Source organism: Lacisediminihabitans sp. (assembly GCF_043726815.1).
Classification (GTDB): Bacteria; Actinomycetota; Actinomycetes; order Actinomycetales; family Microbacteriaceae; genus Lacisediminihabitans.
On sequence record NZ_JAYSJZ010000045.1, the window covers coordinates 73,505 to 95,065 of the forward strand.

The 21,561-nt window shown below is 69.2% G+C and carries 18 protein-coding genes; 10 read left to right on the plus strand and 8 right to left on the minus strand.

Annotation, left to right across the window (positions count from 1 at the left end):
• The gene (locus tag ACHZD8_RS05040; RefSeq protein ID WP_394769064.1) at positions 1-1,881 is read right to left on the minus strand and encodes an alpha-amylase family protein; all 1,881 of its coding nucleotides are present in this window, start codon (positions 1,879-1,881) and stop codon (positions 1-3) included.
• A gap of 230 nt (positions 1,882-2,111) precedes the next feature.
• Here ACHZD8_RS05040 and ACHZD8_RS05045 point away from each other — a divergent pair, with 230 nt between their 5' ends.
• On the plus strand, positions 2,112-2,918 hold the full coding sequence (locus tag ACHZD8_RS05045) for a 3-hydroxybutyrate dehydrogenase (RefSeq protein ID WP_394769065.1): 807 nt from the start codon (positions 2,112-2,114) through the stop codon (positions 2,916-2,918).
• Here ACHZD8_RS05045 and ACHZD8_RS05050 read toward each other — a convergent pair.
• On the minus strand, positions 2,885-3,847 hold the full coding sequence (locus tag ACHZD8_RS05050) for a LysR family transcriptional regulator (RefSeq protein ID WP_394769066.1): 963 nt from the start codon (positions 3,845-3,847) through the stop codon (positions 2,885-2,887). The two genes, ACHZD8_RS05045 and ACHZD8_RS05050, sit on opposite strands and share 34 nt — an antisense overlap.
• A gap of 159 nt (positions 3,848-4,006) precedes the next feature.
• Here ACHZD8_RS05050 and ACHZD8_RS05055 point away from each other — a divergent pair, with 159 nt between their 5' ends.
• The 4 genes from ACHZD8_RS05055 (at position 4,007) to crcB (ending at position 6,895) form a co-directional block, all read left to right on the plus strand.
• Positions 4,007-5,410, plus strand: coding sequence for an MFS transporter (locus ACHZD8_RS05055; RefSeq protein WP_394769067.1), 1,404 nt, complete (start codon positions 4,007-4,009; stop codon positions 5,408-5,410).
• Positions 5,411-5,553: 143 nt separating this feature from the next.
• Positions 5,554-6,060 carry a universal stress protein gene (locus ACHZD8_RS05060; RefSeq protein WP_394769068.1) on the plus strand — a complete coding sequence of 169 codons (507 nt, stop codon included), beginning with the start codon at positions 5,554-5,556 and terminating at the stop codon, positions 6,058-6,060.
• On the plus strand, positions 6,057-6,521 hold the full coding sequence (locus tag ACHZD8_RS05065; RefSeq protein ID WP_394769069.1) for a fluoride efflux transporter FluC: 465 nt from the start codon (positions 6,057-6,059) through the stop codon (positions 6,519-6,521). Before ACHZD8_RS05060 ends, ACHZD8_RS05065 begins: the two co-directional genes overlap by 4 nt.
• Positions 6,518-6,895, plus strand: coding sequence for a fluoride efflux transporter CrcB (gene crcB / locus ACHZD8_RS05070; protein ID WP_394769070.1), 378 nt, complete (start codon positions 6,518-6,520; stop codon positions 6,893-6,895). Before ACHZD8_RS05065 ends, crcB begins: the two co-directional genes overlap by 4 nt.
• 3 nt (positions 6,896-6,898) lie before the next feature.
• Here crcB and ACHZD8_RS05075 read toward each other — a convergent pair whose 3' ends face one another.
• The 3 genes from ACHZD8_RS05075 to aroA form a co-directional block, all read right to left on the minus strand.
• Positions 6,899-7,729, minus strand: coding sequence for an inositol monophosphatase family protein (locus tag ACHZD8_RS05075; protein ID WP_394769071.1), 831 nt, complete (start codon positions 7,727-7,729; stop codon positions 6,899-6,901).
• Between the two features lie 195 nt (positions 7,730-7,924).
• On the minus strand, positions 7,925-8,953 hold the full coding sequence (gene rsgA, locus ACHZD8_RS05080; RefSeq protein WP_394769072.1) for a ribosome small subunit-dependent GTPase A: 1,029 nt from the start codon (positions 8,951-8,953) through the stop codon (positions 7,925-7,927).
• A gap of 27 nt (positions 8,954-8,980) precedes the next feature.
• Entirely contained in the window at positions 8,981-10,381 is a 1,401-nt protein-coding gene (gene aroA / locus ACHZD8_RS05085) for a 3-phosphoshikimate 1-carboxyvinyltransferase (protein WP_394769073.1), read from the minus strand.
• 124 nt (positions 10,382-10,505) lie between these two features.
• On the opposite strand from aroA, the gene ACHZD8_RS05090 reads away from it, so the two are divergent.
• Together ACHZD8_RS05090 and ACHZD8_RS05095 are read left to right on the plus strand one after the other, a co-directional pair.
• Positions 10,506-11,192, plus strand: coding sequence for a sigma-70 family RNA polymerase sigma factor (locus tag ACHZD8_RS05090; protein ID WP_394769074.1), 687 nt, complete (start codon positions 10,506-10,508; stop codon positions 11,190-11,192).
• A complete protein-coding gene (locus ACHZD8_RS05095) occupies positions 11,189-11,431 on the plus strand; it encodes an anti-sigma factor family protein (RefSeq protein ID WP_394769075.1) in 243 nt (80 codons plus the stop codon). Before ACHZD8_RS05090 ends, ACHZD8_RS05095 begins: the two co-directional genes overlap by 4 nt.
• A gap of 107 nt (positions 11,432-11,538) precedes the next feature.
• On the opposite strand, the gene ACHZD8_RS05100 is transcribed toward ACHZD8_RS05095, so the two are convergent.
• Positions 11,539-15,468 carry a multifunctional oxoglutarate decarboxylase/oxoglutarate dehydrogenase thiamine pyrophosphate-binding subunit/dihydrolipoyllysine-residue succinyltransferase subunit gene (locus ACHZD8_RS05100; RefSeq protein ID WP_394769076.1) on the minus strand — a complete coding sequence of 1,310 codons (3,930 nt, stop codon included), beginning with the start codon at positions 15,466-15,468 and terminating at the stop codon, positions 11,539-11,541.
• A gap of 144 nt (positions 15,469-15,612) precedes the next feature.
• Between ACHZD8_RS05100 and ACHZD8_RS05105 the strand changes: the two genes are divergently transcribed.
• The 3 genes from ACHZD8_RS05105 to ACHZD8_RS05115 all read left to right on the plus strand — a co-directional run bounded on the left by ACHZD8_RS05105 (position 15,613) and on the right by ACHZD8_RS05115 (position 19,542).
• On the plus strand, positions 15,613-17,052 hold the full coding sequence (locus ACHZD8_RS05105) for a GuaB1 family IMP dehydrogenase-related protein (protein WP_394769077.1): 1,440 nt from the start codon (positions 15,613-15,615) through the stop codon (positions 17,050-17,052).
• Positions 17,053-17,188: 136 nt separating this feature from the next.
• The gene (locus tag ACHZD8_RS05110; RefSeq protein ID WP_394769099.1) at positions 17,189-18,505 is read left to right on the plus strand and encodes a hemolysin family protein; all 1,317 of its coding nucleotides are present in this window, start codon (positions 17,189-17,191) and stop codon (positions 18,503-18,505) included.
• A complete protein-coding gene (locus ACHZD8_RS05115) occupies positions 18,502-19,542 on the plus strand; it encodes a hemolysin family protein (protein ID WP_394769078.1) in 1,041 nt (346 codons plus the stop codon). Before ACHZD8_RS05110 ends, ACHZD8_RS05115 begins: the two co-directional genes overlap by 4 nt.
• Before the next feature lie 293 nt (positions 19,543-19,835).
• Here ACHZD8_RS05115 and ACHZD8_RS05120 read toward each other — a convergent pair whose 3' ends face one another.
• Entirely contained in the window at positions 19,836-20,924 is a 1,089-nt protein-coding gene (locus tag ACHZD8_RS05120) for an NADH:flavin oxidoreductase/NADH oxidase (protein ID WP_394769079.1), read from the minus strand.
• 3 nt (positions 20,925-20,927) lie between these two features.
• Positions 20,928-21,548, minus strand: a complete 621-nt coding sequence (locus ACHZD8_RS05125; RefSeq protein ID WP_394769080.1) for an HAD family hydrolase — start codon at positions 21,546-21,548, stop codon at positions 20,928-20,930.
• Positions 21,549-21,561: the final 13 nt, after the last annotated feature.

The following is a 21,561-nucleotide window of genomic DNA, read 5'->3' on the forward strand; positions in this document are numbered from 1 at the left end:
TCAGTCCACCCGCAGCCAGACGAACTGGTGCGGGGCGAGCAGCAGACCGCCGGAGAGCAGCACCCGCGTGCCGGTCACGAGGTCGAGGGCGACCGCGGGCAGCCCGGAGAGCGTGAGCGCGGCGACCCTCTCCGCGCTGTCCGCGAAGTTCGCGAGCACCACCACCGCCGACCCGCCGCCCCGGCCGGGTCGCTGGTAGCCGAGCACGTGGTCGTTCTTCGCGTCGAACGGCACGAGGCGGCCGCCCGCGAACTCCGGGGTGCCCGCTCGGGTGTCGATGAGCCGGCGCAGGCGCGTGTAGAGGGCGCCGGCGGCGGTCGCCGGGTCGTTCCGGTGGAAGTAGGCGTCGGCGGGATACTTCGGCCGACCCACCCACCGGCTGTCGTCAGCGTGGGCCGGCACGTCAAGGTAGCCGTAGTCGTTGAGCTGCCCCACCTCGTCGCCCAGATAGAGCAGGGGGATGCCGCCCGTGCTCAGGATTATCGAGTGGGCAAGCAGCACCCGGTCGACGCCCTGGGGGTCGTGCGCCTCGAGTCCGGCGAGCGAGGCCGTGGTGCCGGAGATGCGGCAGTCCCCGGTGCGCGGATTGTCCTGGAACGGCACCCCGCGCGCGAAGCTCCCCTCGAACCGGTTGACGAAGAAGGCGTTGAGGAATCGGCGGTGGTCGGACCCGTTGATGCCGAGCTCGGCGACGTCCTCGTCGGCGAAGGTCCAGCCGATGTCGTCGTGACTGCGCACGTAGTTGACCCAGGCCGTGCCCGGCGCGATCTCATGACGCCGGTCGAGGGCCTGGGACAGCATCCGCACGTCCCGGGTGGCGAGTGAGCTCCAGATCAGCGCCATCTGCAGCGGGTTGTAGCTGAGTTGGCACTCCTTCTCGTCGATGTACTCCACGACCTGGTCGGGATGCACGATCGCCTCCGACTTGAAGAGCAGCGACGGCGCGGCGATTCGGCACACCGCGTTGAAGGCCTGGATGAGCCAGTGCGCCTGGGGCAGGTTCTCGCACGAGGTGCCGAGCTCCTTCCAGATGAACGCCACGGCGTCCATCCGCAGCACGTCCACGCCCTGGTTGGCGAGGAACAGCATTTCGCCCGCCATCGCCCGGAACACGGCGGGATTCTGGTAGTTGAGGTCCCACTGGAACGAGTGGAAGGTGGTCCACACCCATCGGCCGTCGTCCAGCCGCACGAACGAGCCGGGATGGTCGTCGGGGAAGATCTCCCGCACCGTCTGCTCGTAGGCGTCCGGCATCTCCCGGTCCGGGAAGATCCAGTAGAAGGCCTCGTGCTCCGGGTCGCCGGCGAGGGCCTCCCGCGCCCACTCGTGCTCGTTCGAGGTGTGGTTGAAGATGAAGTCGACGACGAGCGAGATTCCGTTCTCCCGCAGCTCCGCGGTGAGGTCGGCGAGCTGCGCCATCGTTCCGAGGCTGGGGTTGACGGCGCGATAGCTCGAGACGGCGTAGCCGCCGTCGGAGTTCTCCGCCGGCGCGAGGAAGAGCGGCATCAGGTGCAGGTAGGTGAGGCCGAGTTCGCGGAAGTAGGGGATCCTGGCCCGGATGCCGGAGAGGTCGCCCGCGTAGAGGTCGACGTAGCAGACTCCGCCCAGCATGCGGTTGGACTGGAACCAGTCGGGAGTGGCCGCGCGCCGCGAGTCGATGGCCTTGAGGTCCGCCGGCCTGTCCTGCCAGGAATTCGCCGCGTCGATCGCCAACAGCGCGAGTTGCTCCACCGCCTCCTGGCCGTCGCCGTAGATGTCACGGAAGAGTCTCTCGAGCCGGGGGAACTCGGCGTCGAAGCGCCTCTCGAGCGACCTCCAGTCCGTATCGGTGGTGGTGTCGCGGCGAACGGCCGCGACTCGGTGCAGGAGGGGAAGCGTCATCGCTTCCGTCCGCTCGTCAGTGGGGCACACGAGTGCAAGTGTATTGCGCGGACCCTCCCGGCCCGGAGCCTGCGCGCCGCACCGTTTGCAATTCTGCAGATGCCCAGTGCGAATACGCCGGTTGACCGGCGTTCCAGGTGCAGGAATACTCATTAGGTCCTCTCCGGGGCCGAAAATGGTGCCGCCAGCACGCCCGGAGCGATGTCGACGTTCACGAGGAGAGAGCACCGATGAGCGAGCCCAGACCGCCTGCTGGCAACGACTCGACGGGCGGGGGTGGGCCGCTGGGCGGGAGCCGTGCCGTCGTCACCGGTGGCGCGAGCGGCATCGGAGCGGCCGCCGCTCGGGCCCTCGCCGCGCGCGGCGCCCACGTGGTGGTCGCCGACGTCGATGCGATCGGTGCGGCGGAGCTCGCCGCCGAGATCGGCGGGTCGTCGTGGGCGATCGACCTGCTCGACGCAGACGCGCTCGGCGACCGCGCGCTCGCCGAGGCCCTCGATGGCGTGGATATCCTCGTCAACAACGCGGGCATCCAGCGCATCAGCCCGATCCAGGACTTCGACCCGCGCGACTTCCGGCGCATCATCTCGCTCATGCTCGAGGCCCCATTCCTCCTGATCAGGGCGGCGCTCCCGGGCATGTACCAGCGGGGCTTCGGACGCATCATCAACGTGTCGTCGGTTCACGGAATCCGCGCGTCGCCGTTCAAGGCGGCCTACGTCTCGGCGAAGCATGGTCTCGAGGGGCTGTCGAAGGTCACGGCGCTGGAGGGCGGGCCATTCGGCGTCACGAGCAACTGCGTGAGCCCCGGCTACGTGCGCACCCCGCTCGTGGAGAAGCAGATCGCCGAGCAGGCGCTCGCTCATGGCATCCCCGAGTCCGAGGTGCTCGAGAGGGTGATGCTCACCGAGAGCGCGATCAAGCGGCTCGTCGAGCCGGAGGAGGTCGGCTCGCTCGTGGCCTGGCTGGCCTCCCGGGAGGCCGCCATGGTCACCGGGGCGAGCTACACGATGGACGGCGGCTGGTCGGCGCGCTGATCGCCCGGGGGCGCCGGCTCGGCCGCGGCTCCCATCAGTTCGGTGTGGAAGGCGCGGGTCTGCTCGCGCAGGGCGTCGGCGACCGCGGCGACCGCCGGTTGCCGAAGCGACTCCGACCGCAGCACCATCCAATACGGAAGCATCTCGGCGAAGTCCCCGGGCAGCAGGCGCACGAGGTCCGGGTGCCGGTCGGCCATGAAGCACGGCAGGAAGCCGATGCCGGCCCCGGCCCTCGCCGCCTCCACGTGCACGAAGACGTTCGTGGAGCTGATCGCGTCGCGCATGGTCGGCACGAGCCTCCTCGGCGCATCGAGGTCGTCCACCTGAAGCATCGAATCCACGAAGTAGACGAGCGGATGCGCGATGAGTTCGTCCACGGTGGTGGGTGTGCCGTGCTCGGCGAGATACTCGCGCGAGGCGTACATGCCGAGCACGTAGTCGCCGAGCTTGATCGCCTCCGCCCGGTGCACCTGCGGTTCGCCGACCACGATCTCGATGTCGAGCCCCGAGCGGTGCTGCATCGCCCGCCGGGTCACGGTGACGATCTCCACGCTCAGGGTGGGATTGTCGCGCTGCAGGGCTGCGATCGCGGGGGCGGCGATGTAGGCGCTGAACCCGTCGGTCGCCGACATCCGCACCACCCCGGTGAGCTGCCGCGCGTCGCCCGGTGCGCCGCCGAGCATCGACACCGCCGACTCCACGTCTTCCGCGGCGCGCACCGCACGGCGACCGAGGTCGGTGAGTTCCCAGCCGCCGACGGTGCGGGAGAGCACCCGCCCGGCGAGGGACTTCTCGAGGGCGCCGATCCGGCGCGAGACCGTGGTGTGATTGAGACCGAGGCTCTCGGCGGCCGTGGTGAATCGTCCGGTTCGCGACACGGCCAGCAGGATGAGAAGGTCGTCGGGATGGGGTGCGGGCGGAGGCGCCATCGGATCCAACATATCTGCAAGTATGCACACGAAATGTGCGCAAGTGGTCATTGATGCCCACCATCTCTGCAGGAATACTCAGTGGAGCCCCGTAGCGCAGCAGTCGAGAGCGGCGGGTTCCCACGACAGGTGTCAGCGACGACACCGGAGGAGACACAGATGAGCGTCAGTAGCAGCGCCGAAACCGTCGAAACGGGACGTGGGGGACCGCGAGGCGGCAGCGCAGAGACCTCCGGGCTCAAGAAGATCGTCGCCGCCTCCATGGCCGGCACCGTGGTGGAGTGGTACGAGTTCTTCCTCTACGCGACCGCGGCCAGCCTCGTCTTCGGCACCTTCTTCTTCCCCAACGCGGGCACCCAGCTCGACGGCATCATCGCCGCCTTCCTCACCTACGCGGTCGGCTTCATCGCGCGCCCCATCGGCGGCATCGTGTTCGGCCAGATCGGCGACCGCCTCGGCCGCAAGCACACCCTGCAGGTGACGATCATCCTGGTGGGGGTCGCGACCTTCCTCATGGGCTGCCTGCCGGGCTACAACACCATCGGCTACTGGGCGCCGGCGCTGCTCGTGGCGCTGCGCTTCATCCAGGGCTTCGCGGTCGGCGGCGAGTGGGGCGGGGCCGTGCTGCTCGTTGCCGAGCACAGCCCGGACAAGTCCCGCGGATTCTGGTCGAGCTGGCCGCAGGCGGCGGTGCCGGTGGGCAACCTCCTGGCGACCCTCGTGCTGCTGACGATGTCGTGGATCCTCCCTTCCGACCAGTTCCTCGGCTGGGGCTGGAGGGTGGCGTTCTGGCTCTCGGCCATCATCGTGCTCATCGGCTACTACATCCGCACCCACGTGAGCGAGGCACCGATCTTTCTCGAGGCGCGCGCCCAGGTGGAGGCCGAGAAGGCGATCAGCTACGGCGTGGGCGAGGTCATCCGCAAGTACCCCAAGGGCATCCTCCAGGCGATGGGCCTGCGGTTCGCGGAGAACATCCTCTACTACATCATCGTGAGCTTCTCGATCGTCTACCTCGTCACGGTGCACCAGTACAACACGAGCCAGCTGCTGCTGGCCCTGCTGATCGCGCACGCTGTGCACTTCCTCGTGATCCCGCAGGTCGGCCGCCTCTCCGACCGGATCGGCCGCAAGCCTGTCTACCTGATCGGGGCGGTGCTCGGCGCCACCTGGGCGTTCTTCGCATTCCCGATGTTCGACACTCTCAACCCGGTCGTCATCGTGCTGGCCATCACCATCGGCCTGTGCTTCCACGCCTTCATGTACGCCGGCCAGCCGGCAATCATGTCGGAGATGTTCCCCACCCGCATGCGCTACTCGGGGGTCTCGCTCGGCTACCAGGTCACGTCGATCCTCGCCGGCTCGCTCGCCCCGATCATCGCGACGGCGCTGCTTCAGCAGTACAAGTCGTGGGTGCCGGTGGCCATCTACATCGTGATCGCCTGCGCCATCACGGCGTTCACCGTGATCACGCTGCGCGAGACCAGGGGAGCCTCGCTGCGGGACGTGGACTTCGCCGACGCGAAGAAGCACGGCCTCGCGACCGCGCACCGCTCGGTGTAGCGGCACCGGGAGACGTCGAGCGCGGTCGCCCCTCGGGGTGGCCGCGCTCTCGCCGTGTCTGGCCCTCGGGGGGAGTCCGCTGGGTTTCGGCCCACCGGTCTGGCAAGCTGGTGTCAGCATCCGGCCGGGAGAGGACGGGAATCATGACCACGCAACCGAGGTCCGTCGTCGTCGGCATCGTGCCAGGGCAATCGGATGACGTGGTGCTCCAGGCCGCGATGTTCGCCAGCCGATTCGAGGCCCAGCTCGTCTGCGCGTTCGTGGAGACGAGCCGCTACGTGGTGGAGGAGCTGGCCGACGGGAGCGTGCGATCGCTCCCCTTCGACCCCGACCTGCCCGAGCTGCGCGACGAGGTCTTCGACCCGGAACTCGCCGCCCACCTCGAGTCGCTGCTCTCGGCACGGAACGTGCGCTGGAGCACTCGCGCGCTCGCCGGTGATCCGGCCCGCGCGCTCGGCCACCTCGCCGAGGCGGTCGACGCCGCGATGATCGTCGTCGGCACCCGACGCACCTCGTCGAGGCGAGGCATCCGGGAGTTCTTCGGTGGCTCGGTCGCGGCCCAGCTCGCCCATCGCCAACACCGCCCGGTCGTCGTGATTCCTCAGGCCCCGGTGTCGATCGAGCAGCCGCTGCCCTGGGAACCCGCTTGACCGGCAGGGCCCACGACGGTCGCGAGGGTGCGCGGCCCATCCATCTGCGCTGGCGCTACCTGGGGCTCGTCGCCGTCGGCGGGGCGGTCGGAACGGCGCTGCGCGAGGCCCTCGGCCTGCTGCTTCCTCCGGTCGGAGGCATCGATGTCGCCGTGCTCGGCATCAACGTCGTCGGGGCCTTCGCGCTCGGGGTGCTGCTGGAGCACCTCGCCAGGCGCGGCACAGACGAGGGCGGCCGGCGAACCGCGCGACTGCTGCTCGGCACCGGGCTGCTCGGCGGATTCACGACCTACAGTGCGCTCGCGGCCGACACGAGCCTCCTCTTCGCGGTCGACCGCGCCTGGCCCGCGCTGGCCTACGGCCTCGGATCGGTGCTGATCGGTGCGCTCGCGGCCTGGGCGGGGATCACCGTCTCGGCCGCCGCCGGGCGGCCGCGCCGCTCGACGGGGGACGGCGAGTGAACCCGCTGCTCTTCCTCGCGATCTCGGTCGCGGGCGGCGTCGGAGCGGCCCTCCGGCTCGCCGTCGACGGCATCCTGCGGTCCCGCATCCGCATCGCCTATCCGCTGGGCACCACGGTGATCAACGTCACGGGCTCGCTCGTTCTCGGCTTTCTCGTCGGTCTCGCGCTCACCGGGGTGCTGTCGACGGAGTGGCGACTCGTTCTCGGCACCGGCCTCATGGGCGGCTACACCACCTTCAGCACGGCGAGCGTCGAGACGGTGCGCCTCCTGCAGAGCCGCCGGTTCGCCGCGGCGCTCGGTACCGGTCTGGGGATGCTCGTGGTCTCCGTGCTGGCTGCGAGCCTCGGGCTGTGGGCCGGGTCCCGGTTCTGACCCTCAGGCGAAGCGCCGCACGACCTCGTCGTGCAGCAGCCCGTTTGTGGCGATCGCGGACCCGTGCCACGGGCCGGACTCTCCGGCCACCGAGGTGAAGCGGCCACCGGCCTCCTCGACGATCGGGATGAGGGCGGCGATGTCCCACGGCTTCATGTCGTATTCGCCGGCGATCTCCACGAGTCCCTCGGCCACCATCATGTACGGCCACATGTCCCCGTAGTCCCGGCTGCGCCAGACGCTCCTCGCCAGGCCGAGGAACTCGTCGAGCTTGCCGGCCTGCTCCCAGCGCAGGAGGCCGCTGCAGCTCATCGACGCGTCGGCGAGGCTGCTCACCGCCGAGACGGCGATCCGCCGCTCGCTCGAACCGGTGGCCGAACCGAGCGTGTCGTCGATGAAGGCGCCGAGCCCCTTCGCGGCCCACCAGCGCTTGCCGAGGGCCGGGGCGCTCACGACGCCGACCACGGGCACGCCGTCGACCGCCAGCGAGATGAGGCTCGCCCAGACCGGGACTCCGCGCACGTAGTTGGCGGTGCCGTCGATCGGGTCGATGATCCATTGCCGGGCGGATGCCCCGCCGGAGTCGTCGAGGCTGCCGGGCTCCTCGCCCGCCTCCTCGCCGAGCACGGAGTCGTGTGGACGGCTGTCGCGGAGCGCGGCCCGGATCGCCGCCTCGACGGCCCTGTCGGCATCCGTCACGTGGGTCATGTCCGGCTTCATCGACACGGCGAGATCGTTGGCGCGGAATCGGTCCATCGAGATGGCATCGGCCATGTCGGCGAGCTCGCGGGCGAGCCTGAGGTCAGACTGCAGGGAATAGGCGGTGTCGGTCACGTCTCAAGGCTAGGGCAGGCGGCCCCGCCCCTGGGCCCGCCGTCCCAATTCCTCCCTCCCTCCCTCCCCTTCCGAAATCCATGCAATCCGTGCCGACACGCCGCTCGGCCGCCCAGACACGCCGGGGCCGGATCAGAAATGCATGGATTTCGGAAGGGGAAGGGGAAGGGGACGGAGGGAGGAGGGAGGCGCGGGTCAGGCGGCGAGGGAGGCCAGCAGGCGCTGGAAGGAGTCGAGCCGCAGCGCGCCGGCCTCGCCGAGTTCGCCCGCCGCGACGCGCTCGGCGATCGCGCAGTCCGGCGCGTCCGGCAGGTGGGTGCAGCCGCGAGGGCAGTCCTCGGCGATCTTCGCCAGGTCGGTGAAGGAGCGCAGGATGTTCTCGGGGTTGACGTGGCCGAGCCCGAACGAACGCACGCCGGGGGTGTCGATGATCCAGCCGTCGCCCACCCGGTAGGAGATCGTGGACGACGAGGTGTGCCTGCCGCGCCCGGTGACGGCGTTCACCCGGCCGATCGCCCGGTTGGCGTCCGGCACGAGGGCATTGACGAGAGTGGACTTGCCCACGCCGGAGTGGCCGACGGCCACCGTCGTGTGGCCCACCAGCAGGGCCATGATCTCCTCGGTCGGCATGGCGTCTGCCCCGCTGCGCACGACGGTCACGTCGAGCGCGGCGAAGTTGGCGAGGAACTCGGTGGGGTCGGCGAGGTCGGTCTTGGTGATGCAGATGATCGGCTTGAGCCCCGCGTCGAACGCGGCGACGAGGTAGCGGTCCACGAGCCGCGGCCGCGGTTCCGGGTTCGCCGCGGCGACGACGATGAGCATCTGGTCGGCGTTCGCCACGATGATGCGCTCGACCTCGTCCGAGTCGTCCGCGCTTCGTCGAAGCACCGTGGTCCGGGGCTGGATGCGCACGATTCGCGAAAGCGTGCCGGTCTCGCCCGAGGTGTCGCCGACGAGGTCGACGAGGTCGCCCGTGACGATCGCCTTCTTGCGCAGCTCGCTCGCGCGGGAGGCGGTGGCCTCGTGCTCCTCCGGCGTGCCCTCTCCCACGAGCACCGAGTATCGGCCGCGGTCGACGGTGAACACGCGCCCGGTGACCGCGTCGCCATGCTCCGGGCGGATCTTGGTGCGCGCGCGGTTGCCCTTGGGGTTCGGCCTCGACTTCGCCTCGTAGTCGGCGTACTTGTCCTCGTCGTCGTCATCGACGTCGGTGAGCCAACTCACCGCCGGGCCCCGATCACCGCTGGCCGGTCACAGGAGACCGAGCGGATCGACGGAGGGCTTGCTGAGGCCGAGGAGCCGGCCCATCCAGAGCTCGACGAACTGGGGCAGCGTCTTGGCCGTGGTGCCGATGTCGTCGACCAGGATGCCGGGAACGGCGAGGCCGATCATGGCCCCGGCGGTGGCCATGCGGTGGTCCTCGTAGCTGTGCCAGAGCCCGCCGTGCATCGGCTTCGGACGGATGACGAGGCCGTCCTCGGTCTCCGTCACGTCACCGCCGATGGCGTTGATCTCCGCGCTGAGCGCCGCGAGCCGGTCGGTCTCGTGGCCACGCAGGTGGGCGATGCCGGTGAGCACCGTCTCTCCGTCGGCGAGGGCGGCGAGGGCAGCGACGGTCGGCGCCAGTTCGCTCGAATTGTCGAGGCGGATGCCGTGGATCGCGCCCGAGCCGGTGACGGTCAGCTCGCCGAGACCGCCCCCGGTCTCGTCGAACCGCACCTCCGCTCCCATGTCAGCGAGGATGGTCGCCATCTGGGCTCCGACCTGGGTGGTCTCGCTCGGCCAGCCGGTGACGGTGACCGATCCGCTGGCGATGAGGGCGGCGCCGAGGAAGGGGCCGGCGTTGGAGAGGTCGGGTTCGATGGCGATGTCCGCGCCGGAGATCGGCCCGGGCGGCACCACCCAGACGCCCGGCTCCGGGCTCTGCACGGTGACGCCGCGCCCGGCCAGGGTGGCGATGGTCATCTCGATGTGCGCGAGGCTCGGCAGTCCGTCCCCGGTGTGCCGGAGGGTGAGGCCGTTCTCGAAGCGGGCGCCGACGAGGAGCAGGCCGGAGACGAACTGGCTGGACGCGCTCGCATCGATCGCGATCTCGCCACCGCGAACCGAGCCCGTGCCGTACAGGCTGAACGGAAGCCGGCCTCGGCCGTCGTCGTTCACATCCACGCCGAGGGCGCGAAGCGAGTCGATGGTGGTGCGCATGGGGCGCCTTCGGGCGGCAGCGTCGCCGTCGAAGGCCACCGGGCCGAGGGCGAGGGCGGCAACCGGGGGGAGGAAACGCATCACGGTGCCGGCGAGGCCGCAGTCGATGGAGGTGCCGCCGGCGAGCTCGGCCGGAGTGATCCGCAGGTCGGCGCCGTAGGCGTTGTCGCCCGGCAGCTCCTCGATCACGGTGCCGAGCGCGCGAAGCGCCTGGATCATGAGGGCCGTGTCCCTGGAGTGCAGGGGCGCCCGCAGCGTAGACGGGCCGTCGGCGATGGCGGAGAGCACGAGCTCACGGTTGGTGAGGGACTTCGATCCTGGCAGGCTCAGGCGCGCCGAAAGGAGGCCGGGCGCGAGTGGCGCCGGCCAGGGGCCCGGGGTGTCGTCGACCACGAGCTCGTCGTCGCCGAAGGGATTGAACTCTGGCCCGGAATACTTGAATACCTGCATCGGTTACTAGGGTATCGGCACTTCACGGAACACAACGGAAAGCACATCGGTGACCCTCTTACTCGAACGGCCAGGCGTAAAGCGCCCGGCTCCTCGACATCCCGGCAAAGTAAGCTTGTCGGCGATGACGAATTCGACGGAAGACACGACGGCGCCGAACAGCACGGCACCGAGCACGACGGCGCCGGGAACCACCGCACAGGCGGAGATCGACGCCAAGGCGGATGTGCGCGCGCTCTTCGAGACCCAGGCCATTCCGTTCATGGACCAGTTGTACGCCGCGGGGCTCCGCATGACGCGCAACCCGGCGGACGCCGCCGACCTCGTGCAGGAGACCTTCGTCAAGGCGTTCGCCGCCTTCGGCCAGTTCCAGCAGGGCACGAACCTCAAGGCCTGGCTGTACCGCATCCTGACGAACACGTTCATCAACAACTACCGCAAGAAGCAGCGTGACCCGTACCAGGGCACGATTGACGATCTTGAGGACTGGCAGCTCGGCGGGGCCGAGTCTGTCACGCAGGGTCGCTCGACCCGCTCGGCCGAGGCCGAAGCGATCGACCACCTGCCGGACAGTGCGGTGAAGGATGCCCTGCAGGCGATCCCGGAGGATTTCCGCATGGCCGTGTACTTCGCCGACGTCGAGGGCTTCTCCTACCAGGAGATAGCCGACATTATGAAGACCCCCGTGGGGACCGTGATGAGCCGCCTGCATCGTGGCAGGCGCCTGCTTCGCGATCTCCTCGCCGACTACGCGCTCGACCGCGGAATCTCGGCGGCGGGGCCCGCCACTGCGAGGAGCAAGAAGAAATGACCGATTGCGGTTGCGACAAGGCCAAGGCCGAACTCGAAGAGTATTTGCATCAGGAACTGGCCGAGCAGGACGCCCAGGACATCGCCGAGCACCTGGCGACCTGCACGGGCTGCACCGAGGAGCACCTCGTGGGCCTGACGCTCACGCTCAAGGTGCAGAAGGCGTGCCAGGAGAAGGCGCCGGCAGACCTGCGTGACCAGGTGCTGCTGCGACTGCGCGAAATGCAGTCCAGCCGCTAGACGGCAGCCCACGGCGACAGCGGCCGGACTCGGCTTCGCGCCGAGTCGCGACTTAACGAACCGACCGCCCCGTCGATGACGAGGCGGTCGGGTTCGCAAGCACTCCGCTAGCCGATCGTCAGCGCCTTGTTGATGAGTTCGACCTGCTCCTGAGCGCTGCGCTTGGCAGACCCCGAGGCGGGAGAGGCGGATGCCGGGCGAGACGCCACCGAGATCGAGCGACCATTGAGCCGCTTGGCGAGTTCGAGCCCGATGAACGGCCACGCCCCCATGTTCTCCGGCTCGTCCTGCGCCCACACGAGGTCGGCGTTCGGATACTGGGCGAGCACGGCGTCGAGCTGGGCCTGGGGGAGCGGGTAGTACTGCTCCAGCCGAACGAGCGCGACGTCGGTCTGCTCGCGCTTCTCCACCTCGGCCAGCAGGTCGTAGTAGATCTTGCCGGCGTTCAGCACGACCCGGCGCACGGCCGAGGCGTCCCGGATGCGGGAGTCGTCGAGCACCGGTTCGAACTTGCCGTTGGTGAAGTCGGAGACATTGCTCGTCGCACCGCGCAGTCGCAGCATGGCCTTCGGGGTGAAGACGATGAGCGGTCGACGGGGCCGGGCGTAGGCCTGTCGACGCAGCAGGTGGAAGTACGACGCCGGGGTCGACGGTCGCGCCACGGTCATGTTGTTCTCGGCACAGAGCTGAAGGTAGCGCTCGATGCGGGCCGACGAGTGGTCGGGTCCCTGGCCCTCATAGCCGTGCGGCAGCAGCAGCACGACGCTCGAGCGCTGGCCCCACTTCTGCTCGGCGGCGGAGATGAACTCGTCGATGATGGTCTGGGCGCCGTTGGCGAAGTCGCCGAACTGGGCCTCCCAGAGCACCAGGGCATCCGCCCGCTCCACCGAGTAGCCGTATTCGAAGCCCATTGCCGCGTACTCGCTGAGCAGCGAGTCATAGATCCAGAACCTGGCCTGGTTGTCGCTGAGGTTGCCGAGCGGCAGCCACTCCTGGCCGTTCACCCGGTCGTGAAGCACCGCGTGGCGCTGCACGAAGGTGCCTCGCCTCGTGTCCTGGCCGGCCATCCGCACCGGCGTTCCCTCGATGAGCAGGGAGCCGAGCGCGAGGAGCTCGCCGAAGGCCCAGTCGATCGAGCCGTTGCGGCTCATGTCGAAGCGCTTCTTGAGCAGCTGCTGCAGCTTGGGGTGCACCGAGAAGCCGACCGGCGGGTTGTCGTGGGCGTCGCCGATGAGCGAGATGACGCTCTCGTTGACGGCGGTCGACGTCGGCTCTCCGGCCGCGTCATCCTGCTGGGACTCCGGGCGCTCGAGGTCGGCGACGGCATTGCCGTCCTGGACGATGATCGGCATCGAGCCGGTCTGGGCCGCGTGGGTCTCGGCGAACGCGCGCTCCAGGCGGTCCTGGAAGTCGGCGTGGGCCGCCTCGTACTCCTCCTGGGTGATGTCGCCGCGACCGATGAGGGCCTCGACGTAGAGGGTGCGCACCGAGCGCTTCGCCTCGATCAGGTTGTACATGAGCGGCTGCGTCATCGAGGGGTCGTCGCCCTCGTTGTGGCCGCGGCGGCGGTAGCAGATGAGGTCGATGACCACGTCGCGGTGGAACCGCTGGCGGTACGCGAAGGCGAGCTCCGCGACGCGCACCACGGCCTCCGGGTCGTCGCCGTTCACGTGGAAGATCGGCGACTGGATGGTCTTGGCCACGTCCGTGGAGTAGATCGACGTACGACCCTCCCCGGGGGGAGTCGTGAAGCCGACCTGGTTGTTGATGTTCACGTGCACGGTGCCGCCGGTGCGGTAGGCGCGCAGCTGCGACATCTGCAGGATCTCCGCCACGATGCCCTGGCCCGCCATCGCCGCGTCGCCGTGGACCATGATCGGCAGCACGGTGAACGTGCCGATCGGCTTGCGGTCCTGCTTGGCCCGCACGATTCCCTCGAGCACGCCGTCGACGGCCTCGAGGTGGGAGGGGTTCGCCGCGATGTAGACCGGGATCTGGTCGCCGTTGGCGCTGGTGAACGTGCCCTCCGTGCCGAGGTGGTACTTCACATCGCCGGAGCCCTGCACCGTGCGCGGGTCCTGGGTGCCCTCGAACTCGCGGAAGATCTGCCCGTAGGTCTTGCCCGCGATGTTGGTGAGCACGTTGAGGCGGCCGCGGTGGGCCATGCCGATGGCGACCTCGTCGAGGTCGGCATCCGCCGCGCCCTGCAGGATCGCGTCGAGCAGGGCGATAGTGGACTCGCCACCCTCGAGGCTGAAGCGCTTCTGGCCCACGTACTTGGTCTGCAGGAAGGTCTCGAACGCCTCGGCCTCGTTGAGCTTGCCGAGAACCCGAAGCTGGGCGTCCTTGGTCGGCTTCGTGTACGCCTGCTCCACGTGCTCCTGGATCCAGCGTCGCTGCTCCGGGTCCTGGATGTGCATGTACTCGATGCCGATGGTGCGCACGTACGAGTCGCGCAGCACGCCGAGGATCTCGCGCAGGTGGGCGGACTTCTTGCCGCCGAATCCGCCGGTGACGAACTCGCGGTCCAGGTCCCAGAAGGTGAGGCCGTGGCTGGAGATGTCGAGGTCGGGGTGCGAGCGCTGGCGGTACTCCAGCGGGTCGATGTCCGCCATGAGGTGGCCGCGCACGCGGAAGGAGTTGATGAGCTCCTGCACGCGGGCCGTCTTGCCGACCTGGTTGGCGAGGTCCACGTGGATGTCCGAGGCCCAGTGGATGGGCTCGTACGGGATGCGCAGGTCGGAGAAGATGTCCTCGTAGAAGCCGCGCTCGCCGATCAGCAGCTCGTGCACCTTCTTGAGGAACTCGCCGGAGCCCGCGCCCTGGATCACCCGGTGGTCGTAGGTGGAGGTGAGGGTGATGGTCTTGCCGATGCCGAGCTCGGCGAGCGTGACCTGGGACATGCCCTGGAACTCCGCCGGATACTCCAGCGCGCCGGCTCCCACGATGCAGCCGGCGCCGCGCATGAGGCGCGGCACGGAGTGCTCGGTGCCGATGCCGCCGGGGTTGGTCAGCGAGATGGTGTTGCCCTGGAAGTCCGGGGCGGTCAGCTTGTTGGCGCGCGCGCGGCTGACCACGTCTTCATACCCGGCGAGGAATTCGTTGAATCCCATCTCCTCGGTGCGCTTGATGCCCGGCACCAGGAGGGCGCGGGTGCCGTCGGGCTTCGGCAGGTCGATCGCGATGCCGAGGTTGATGTGCGCCGGCGCGACGACAGAGGGCTTGCCGTCCTTCTCCTCGTAGTAGACGTTCTGGCTCGGGAACTCCTTGAGCGTCTTGACGATCGCCCAGGCGATGAGGTGGGTGAACGACACCTTGCCGCCGCGGGCACGCTTGAGGTGGTTGTTGATCACGATGCGGTTGTCGATCATGAGCTTGGCCGGGATGGTGCGCACGCTCGTCGCGGTGGGGACCGTGAGGCTGGCGTCCATGTTCGCGGCCAGCGACTTGGACATGCCCTTGAGGGTGGAGACGACATCCTGCGGCTCGCCCGCCTCGGTGTCTTCGGCGACCACGGGAGCCTGGGCGGCAGAGGCCGGCGCCTGCGCCGGGATCGGCTGCGGCTTCGGCTGGATGGAGGTGGTGCGGGCGATCGGCTGGGTGGCCGGCGCGACGTTCGAGGCCGTGGGTTCCTCGACCGGGGTCTCTTGGGCCGGGGCCTCCTGGACCGGGGTCTGAAGTGCCTCGGGGGCGGCATCCGGTGCCTTCGCCGCCTCGACGACGGTCTCGGGAATCTGGGGCTCTGCGGTGACTGGCTGCTCGGTGACCGGCTGCTCGGCGACGGGCTCTTCGGCGACCGGCTGCTCGGCGACGGGCTCTGCGACCGGCTGTTCCGTGGTCTCGGCCTGGGCCGGGTCCGCGGTCGGTGCCTCGGTCGTCAGTTGGTGGTAGCTCTCCAGAATCGGCCACCATGACTGGTCCACCGAATTCTTGTCGACGATGAATCGTTCGTACATCTCGTCAACGAGCCATTCGTTGGCTCCGAACTCGCCCGAGGATCCGTCCTCCGCTGCAAGTCCGGTCACTTGGCTAGACACAGCCCACCGCCCACTCTCTTAACCGTCGCTGTCCGTTGTCACTGTTGGACCGGGTGTCGGCCTTCGCTGGCCACACACTCGTCAAGCTTAATCACTTTCGATCGGCCACACCGACCGCGCCTCCAAGGGATTACCTTTATTTTCATGGAGTTTTACGAGACGACGCCCAGCCACGACCTCACATACTCAGACGTGTTCCTGGTGCCCAGCCACTCCGATGTGGGAAGTCGGCTCGCCGTCTCACTCGCCCCGGGAGACGGCACCGGGGCGACCATCCCGGTCATTTCGGCCAACATGAACTCGGTCACCGGGCCGCGCATCGCGGCGACCCTCGCCCGTCGCGGCGGGCTGGGCGTGCTGCCTCAAGACCTGCATCTGCAGGACCTCGACGCGGCCATCCGCTGGGTGAAGGAGCAGCCGGTGGCGTTCGACACTCCGCTCGTGCTCCGGCCGGATCAACTCGTCGCCGACGCCCTGCGCCAGATTCCGGCCCTCGAGGGGCACGGCATCGTGATCAAGGACTCGAGCGGGGTGTACCTGGGCTGCATCTCCGCCGCGCGCCTCGACACCGTGCTTCCCGAGACCCCGCTCGGCGACCTGCTGACCGGGCGACTGACGTCGATCGACGCCGACGACGTGACCGATGCCCGGGCCGCCTTCGACCTGATGGTCGCGGCCGATCTCGAATTCGCCCCCGTGCTGCACCACGGGGCCATCGTGGGCACCCTCAGCCGCACGAGCGCGCTCCGCTCGACTCTGTACACGCCGGCGCTCGACTCGCACGGCCGCCTGCGGGTCGCCGCCGCGCTCGGCATCAACGGGGATGTCGCCAGAAGGGCGAAGGCGCTCGCGGCCGCCGGGGTCGACATCCTCGTGCTCGATACCGCCCACGGCCACCAGGCCGGCATGCTGCGCGCGATCGAGGCCGTCGCCGCCCTCGACCTCGGGCTGCCGATCGTGGCCGGCAACGTCGTGACCACCGCCGGGGTGAAGGACCTCGTCTCCGCGGGCGCCAACATCGTCAAGGTGGGAGTGGGCCCGGGCGCCATGTGCACGACCCGCATGATGACCGCCGTCGGGCGTCCGCAGTTCTCCGCCGTGCTCGAGACGGCGGCGGCGGCCCGCGAGCTCGGGGCGCACGTCTGGGCGGATGGCGGGGTGCGCTACCCGCGGGACGTCGCGCTCGCGCTCGCGGCCGGCGCATCCTCGGTCATGATCGGCTCCTGGTTCGCCGGCACGATCGAGGCCCCGGGCTTCATCGAGACGGACGAGGACGGCGAACTGTACAAGGACAGCTGGGGGATGGCCTCCACCAAGGCTGTGCACGACCGCTTCGACAGGCTCGACCCGTACGAGCTGGCTCGCAAGGAGCTCTTCGCCGAGGGCATCTCCTCGTCGAGGATCTACCTCGACCCGCTGCGTCCCTCGGTGGAAGACCTCGTCGACATGATCACGGCCGGGCTGCGCAGCTCGTTCACCTACGCCGGGGCGTCCGACCTCGGCCAGTTCCGCGAGCGTGCCCTCGTCGGCATCCAGTCGGCGGCCGGCTACGAGGAGGGCAAGGCGCTCCCGGTCTCCTGGTGACGCCGACCGCGGCGGCGGCGACGACCGGGAGAACGCCGGGTTCTCTCCAGTACACTTGAGCGAATAATGGACGACCCTCCCTCCAGGCGCCGTGCCGGCCAGACCGATGTCAGGCAGTCCCGTGTATGAGCTGATCATGCTGGGCATCGGCCTGCTCCTGACCGTCGGCACCGGTTTCTTCGTCGCCTCGGAGTTCTCGCTCGTCAACCTCAGCCGCCCGGATCTGGAGTCGCGGGCCGCGCGCGGCGAGAAGAACCTCGGCCTCACCATCGGCGCGCTCAAGGTCACCTCCACCCACCTCTCCAGCGCGCAGCTCGGCATCACTCTGACCACCCTCCTCACCGGGTACACCATGCAGCCGGCGATCAGCTCGCTCCTGGTGGCCCCGCTCACCGCGATCGGCTGGCCGAAGGGCGTGATCACCGTCGTCGCCTCGATCGCCGCGGTGGCGATAGCCACGCTCGTCTCGATGATCATCGGCGAACTCGTGCCCAAGAACTTCGCGCTCGCGCTTCCGCTACCCACCGCCAAGCTCGTGATCCCCTTCCAGGTGGGCTTCACCACGGTGTTCCGGCCCTTCGTCACCGTGCTCAACAACACGGCCAACCTCATGCTGCGCGCCGTGGGCATCGAGCCGAAGGAGGAGCTCTCTTCCGCACGCACCGCGGAGGAACTGCGTTCCCTCGTGCGCCGATCGGCGACCGAGGGCAGCATGGACCGTGACACGGCGACCCTGCTCGCCCGCACACTCGTGTTCAGCGAGCACATCGCGGCCGACGTGATGACGCCGCGGCCCAGGGTGTCGAGCGTGGAGCGGGGAGATCCGGCGCAGACGGTGCTCGAGCTCGCGCGCAGCACCGGCTTCTCCCGATTCCCCGTCGTCGATGACGGCATCGACGACGTCGTGGGCCTCGTTCACGTGAAGCAGGCGATGGCCGTGCCCCGGGGCCGGCGTGCCGACGTGCCGGTGTCAGCGCTGCAGACCGAGGCGCTGCGGGTGCCGGAAACCATGAAACTCGACATTCTGCTCGGCGAGCTTCGCGGCCGCGGCTACCAGATGGCCGTGGTCGTCGACGAGTACGGAGGCACCGCCGGCGTCGTCACCCTCGAGGACCTCGTGGAGGAGCTCGTGGGCGAGGTGTCCGACGAGCACGACCGCACCCGCGCGGGCGTCGTGCGATCCCGGGACTGGCTCACCTTCCCCGGAATCCTCCGTCCCGACGAGCTGCTGGAGCGCGCGGATGTCGTGGTGCCGGAGGACGGCCCGTACGAGACCGTGGGCGGCTTCATCATGAGCGAGCTCGGGCGACTCCCGCTGGTCGGCGACGTCGTGGCGGTCGACGGCGGCGAGTTCCGGGTGGAGCGGATGGACGGCCGACGCATCGACCGGGTGCGGTACACCCCCACCGCGATCGACGACGACGGTGCGGCCGAGGGCGGTGTTCGCGCATGAGCGACTGGGCGGGAATCGCGTGGCTGGCCGGACTGCTGCTGGTCAACGCCTTCTTCGTCGGCGCGGAGTTCGCCGTGATCTCGGCCAGGCGGTCGCAGATCGAGCCGCGCGCCGAGGCGGGCAGCCGGGCGGCGAAGTCGACCCTGTACGCCATAGAACACGCCACCCTCATGCTCGCGACCAGCCAGCTCGGAATCACCGTGTGTTCGCTGCTCATTTTGAACGTGTCTGAGCCGGCGATCCACCACCTCCTCGAGGGTCCCCTCCGACTCACCGGCTGGCCGGAGGAGGTGATCGGCACGATCGGTTTCGTCATCGCGCTCATTGCCGTGTCGTTCCTGCACGTGGTGTTCGGCGAGATGGTGCCCAAGAACCTCTCCTTCTCGGTTCCGGACCGCGCCGCCCTCATCCTCGCGCCGCCGCTCGTGTTCCTGTCCATGGTGTTCCGGCCGATAATCTCCGGGCTCAACCACTCCGCGAACGGATTCCTCCGGCTGTTCAGGGTCGAACCGAAGAACGAGGCGAACAGCGCGTTCACCGTGGATGAGGTGGCCAACATCGTCGCCCAGTCCACCAAGGAGGGCGTGCTCACCGACAGCATCGGGGCGCTCAACGCCGCCTTCGAGTTCAGCGCCAAGAAGGTGAAGGACATCGCCGTCGGCATGCCGGATCTCGTGAGCCTCTCCGAGGCGGCGACGCCCAAGGAGGTGGAGCGCGCGGTGGCCCGAAGCGGATTCTCCCGCTACGTGCTCGTCAACGACGAGGGCGAACCCACGGGCTACCTTCACCTCAAGGACGTGCTCGACCTGGAGGACCCGGTGGAGTTCACCGAGCCGGTGCCGCCCAAGCGCATCCGCCAGCTCATCTCGATCTTCCGCGGCACCGATCTCGAGGACGCCCTCGCGGCCATGCGCCGCTCTGGGGTGCACCTCGCCCGGGTGTTCGACGAGACCGGGGCCACCCGGGGGGTGCTGTTCCTCGAGGACATCATCGAAGAGCTGGTCGGAGAGGTGCAGGACGCGACTCGGCGTCGCTAGTATCTCGTTCCGGGATCTCGTGCCGGATCAGCGTTCCGGATTTGCGTTCCGGATTTGCGTTCCGGTTCGCGGAGCCGGGGCGGCAGGGCTCCGCCCAAAGATGCCCGCCGAACCCCGAGCCCTGCCGCCCCGGCTCCGCCGATCGCTGACGGGGTGCTCCGGCTCCGCCGATCGCTGACGGGGTGCTCCGGCTTCGCCGATCGCATTCGGAACGGGGGGTGCTCCGGCTTTGCCGATCGCCGACGGTGCGGTGGGCGCCCGGCCGCTCTCCTGGTGGGTTGGGGTGGGGGTGGTCAGGCGGTGGGCCACTTGGCGCGGAGGTACTGGGCGGGCCAGTAGTCGAGCTCCACGCCCAGCTCGTGCGCCGCGCGCAGCACGAAGTGCGGGTCCCGCATTATCGCGCGACCGAGCATCACGGCATCCGCCTTGCCGGACGAGACGATCTCCTCGGCCTGGCGGGCGTCGGTGATCAGCCCGACCGCGTTCACCTCCACGCTCGAGGTGTGCTTGACGAAGTCGGCGAGCGGCACCTGGTAGCCGGGCTCGAGGGGGATGGTGACGCCGGAGACGAGCCCGCCGCTCGAGACGTCGAAGAGGTCGGCGCCGGCATCCCTCGCCCAGCCCGCGACCGTGGCGACCTGCTCCTTGTCGAGACCGCGCTCCGCGTAGTCGGTGGCGGAGAACCGCACGAACAGCGGAACCGGGTCACCGACCTCCGCGCGCACCGCGCGAACCACCTCGAGCAGGAGTCGCGCCCGATTATCCAGGCTCCCGCCGTACTCGTCGGTGCGCAGGTTCGAGAGCGGGGAGAGGAACTGGTGCAGAAGGTAGCCGTGCGCCGCGTGCAGCTCCAGCACGTCGAATCCGGCCTCGACGGAGCGCCGGGCCGCCGCGGCGAAGTCGGCCACGACCCGCGCGATGCCGCGCGCATCGAGAGCCCCCGGGGTCGCATAGCCCGCGAAGGCGATGGCGGAGGGTGCGACGGCCGGCCAGCCGCCCTCGTCGGCCGGCACGCTGCCGTGCTGCGCATCCCATGGCCGGCGGGTGGAGGCCTTGCGTCCCGCGTGGGCGAGCTGGATGCCGGCGGCGGCACCCTGCGAGTGGATGAACGCGACGATCCCGGCCCAGGCTTCGCGCTGCTCGTCGGTGTAGATGCCGGTGTCCTGCGGGGAGATGCGGCCGGCGGCGGTCACCGCCGTCGCCTCCGTCATGACGAGCCCGGCTCCGCCCTTCGCGAAGCCGCCGAGGTGCACGAGATGCCAGTCGGTGGGCACTCCGTCCTGCTTCTCCACCGAGTACTCACACATCGGCGCGACCCACAGGCGGTTGCGGAAGGTGACGGAGCGGATGCTGTATGGGGTGAAGATCGCGGGAGTTGACACGGCCTACCTGACTGAGAGGGATTCGAGAAAGATCCGCAGTTCCCCGGCACCGACGAAGTGGTGCCCGGTGATGCCGAGCGCCTCGGCGCCGTCGACATTGACCTGCTTGTTATCTATGAAGACCATTTGCTGGGGAGTTATTCCGAGTTCGCGGGCCACCTCGAGGTAGATGTCGGGGTTCGGCTTGATCGTGGAAAGCTCGGCGCTGATGAACATCCGCTCGAAGAAGCGGGCCATCGGGGAGAACCGGAACGGGCTCGCGAAGTCGAACCCCGCGTTCGACAGCAGGGCGACCCGGGTTCCGCCGTCGTGGAGGTCGGCGATCACGTCGAAGGTCGCCGGGTTGACGCTGAGCCAGCCGGTGAAGTCGGCCACCCACAGCTCGTGGATCGTCGCCTCCGACCACTCCACGCCCAAATCGGAGGCCACCAGCATCCAGTAGTCGCGGATGCTCGTCGTGCCCTGGTCGAGCCCGTCGCGATGCTCCCAGTAGGCCGGCCAGAACGACTCGTCCGGCACGCCGGCCACCGCCAGCAGATCGGCCCGGTCGCGCTCGCTCGGGCTGTGCGAGATGACCTCGCCGTAGTCGAAGACCACCACGCGGTCGGGGATCGTCAGTGCCATAGCGCTCCTTGGG

Bases quoted from the DNA above. Each gene is read 5' to 3' on its own strand.
- ACHZD8_RS05040 (WP_394769064.1), bottom strand. From the start codon at position 1,881: ATGACGCTTCCCCTCCTGCACCGAGTCGCGGCCGTTCGCCGCGACACC.
- ACHZD8_RS05045 (WP_394769065.1), top strand. From the start codon at position 2,112: ATGAGCGAGCCCAGACCGCCTGCTGGCAACGACTCGACGGGCGGGGGT.
- ACHZD8_RS05050 (WP_394769066.1), bottom strand. From the start codon at position 3,847: ATGGCGCCTCCGCCCGCACCCCATCCCGACGACCTTCTCATCCTGCTG.
- ACHZD8_RS05055 (WP_394769067.1), top strand. From the start codon at position 4,007: ATGAGCGTCAGTAGCAGCGCCGAAACCGTCGAAACGGGACGTGGGGGA.
- ACHZD8_RS05060 (WP_394769068.1), top strand. From the start codon at position 5,554: ATGACCACGCAACCGAGGTCCGTCGTCGTCGGCATCGTGCCAGGGCAA.
- aroA (WP_394769073.1), bottom strand. From the start codon at position 10,381: ATGCAGGTATTCAAGTATTCCGGGCCAGAGTTCAATCCCTTCGGCGAC.
- ACHZD8_RS05090 (WP_394769074.1), top strand. From the start codon at position 10,506: ATGACGAATTCGACGGAAGACACGACGGCGCCGAACAGCACGGCACCG.
- ACHZD8_RS05095 (WP_394769075.1), top strand. From the start codon at position 11,189: ATGACCGATTGCGGTTGCGACAAGGCCAAGGCCGAACTCGAAGAGTAT.
- ACHZD8_RS05105 (WP_394769077.1), top strand. From the start codon at position 15,613: ATGGAGTTTTACGAGACGACGCCCAGCCACGACCTCACATACTCAGAC.
- ACHZD8_RS05110 (WP_394769099.1), top strand. From the start codon at position 17,189: ATGCTGGGCATCGGCCTGCTCCTGACCGTCGGCACCGGTTTCTTCGTC.
- ACHZD8_RS05115 (WP_394769078.1), top strand. From the start codon at position 18,502: ATGAGCGACTGGGCGGGAATCGCGTGGCTGGCCGGACTGCTGCTGGTC.
- ACHZD8_RS05125 (WP_394769080.1), bottom strand. From the start codon at position 21,548: ATGGCACTGACGATCCCCGACCGCGTGGTGGTCTTCGACTACGGCGAG.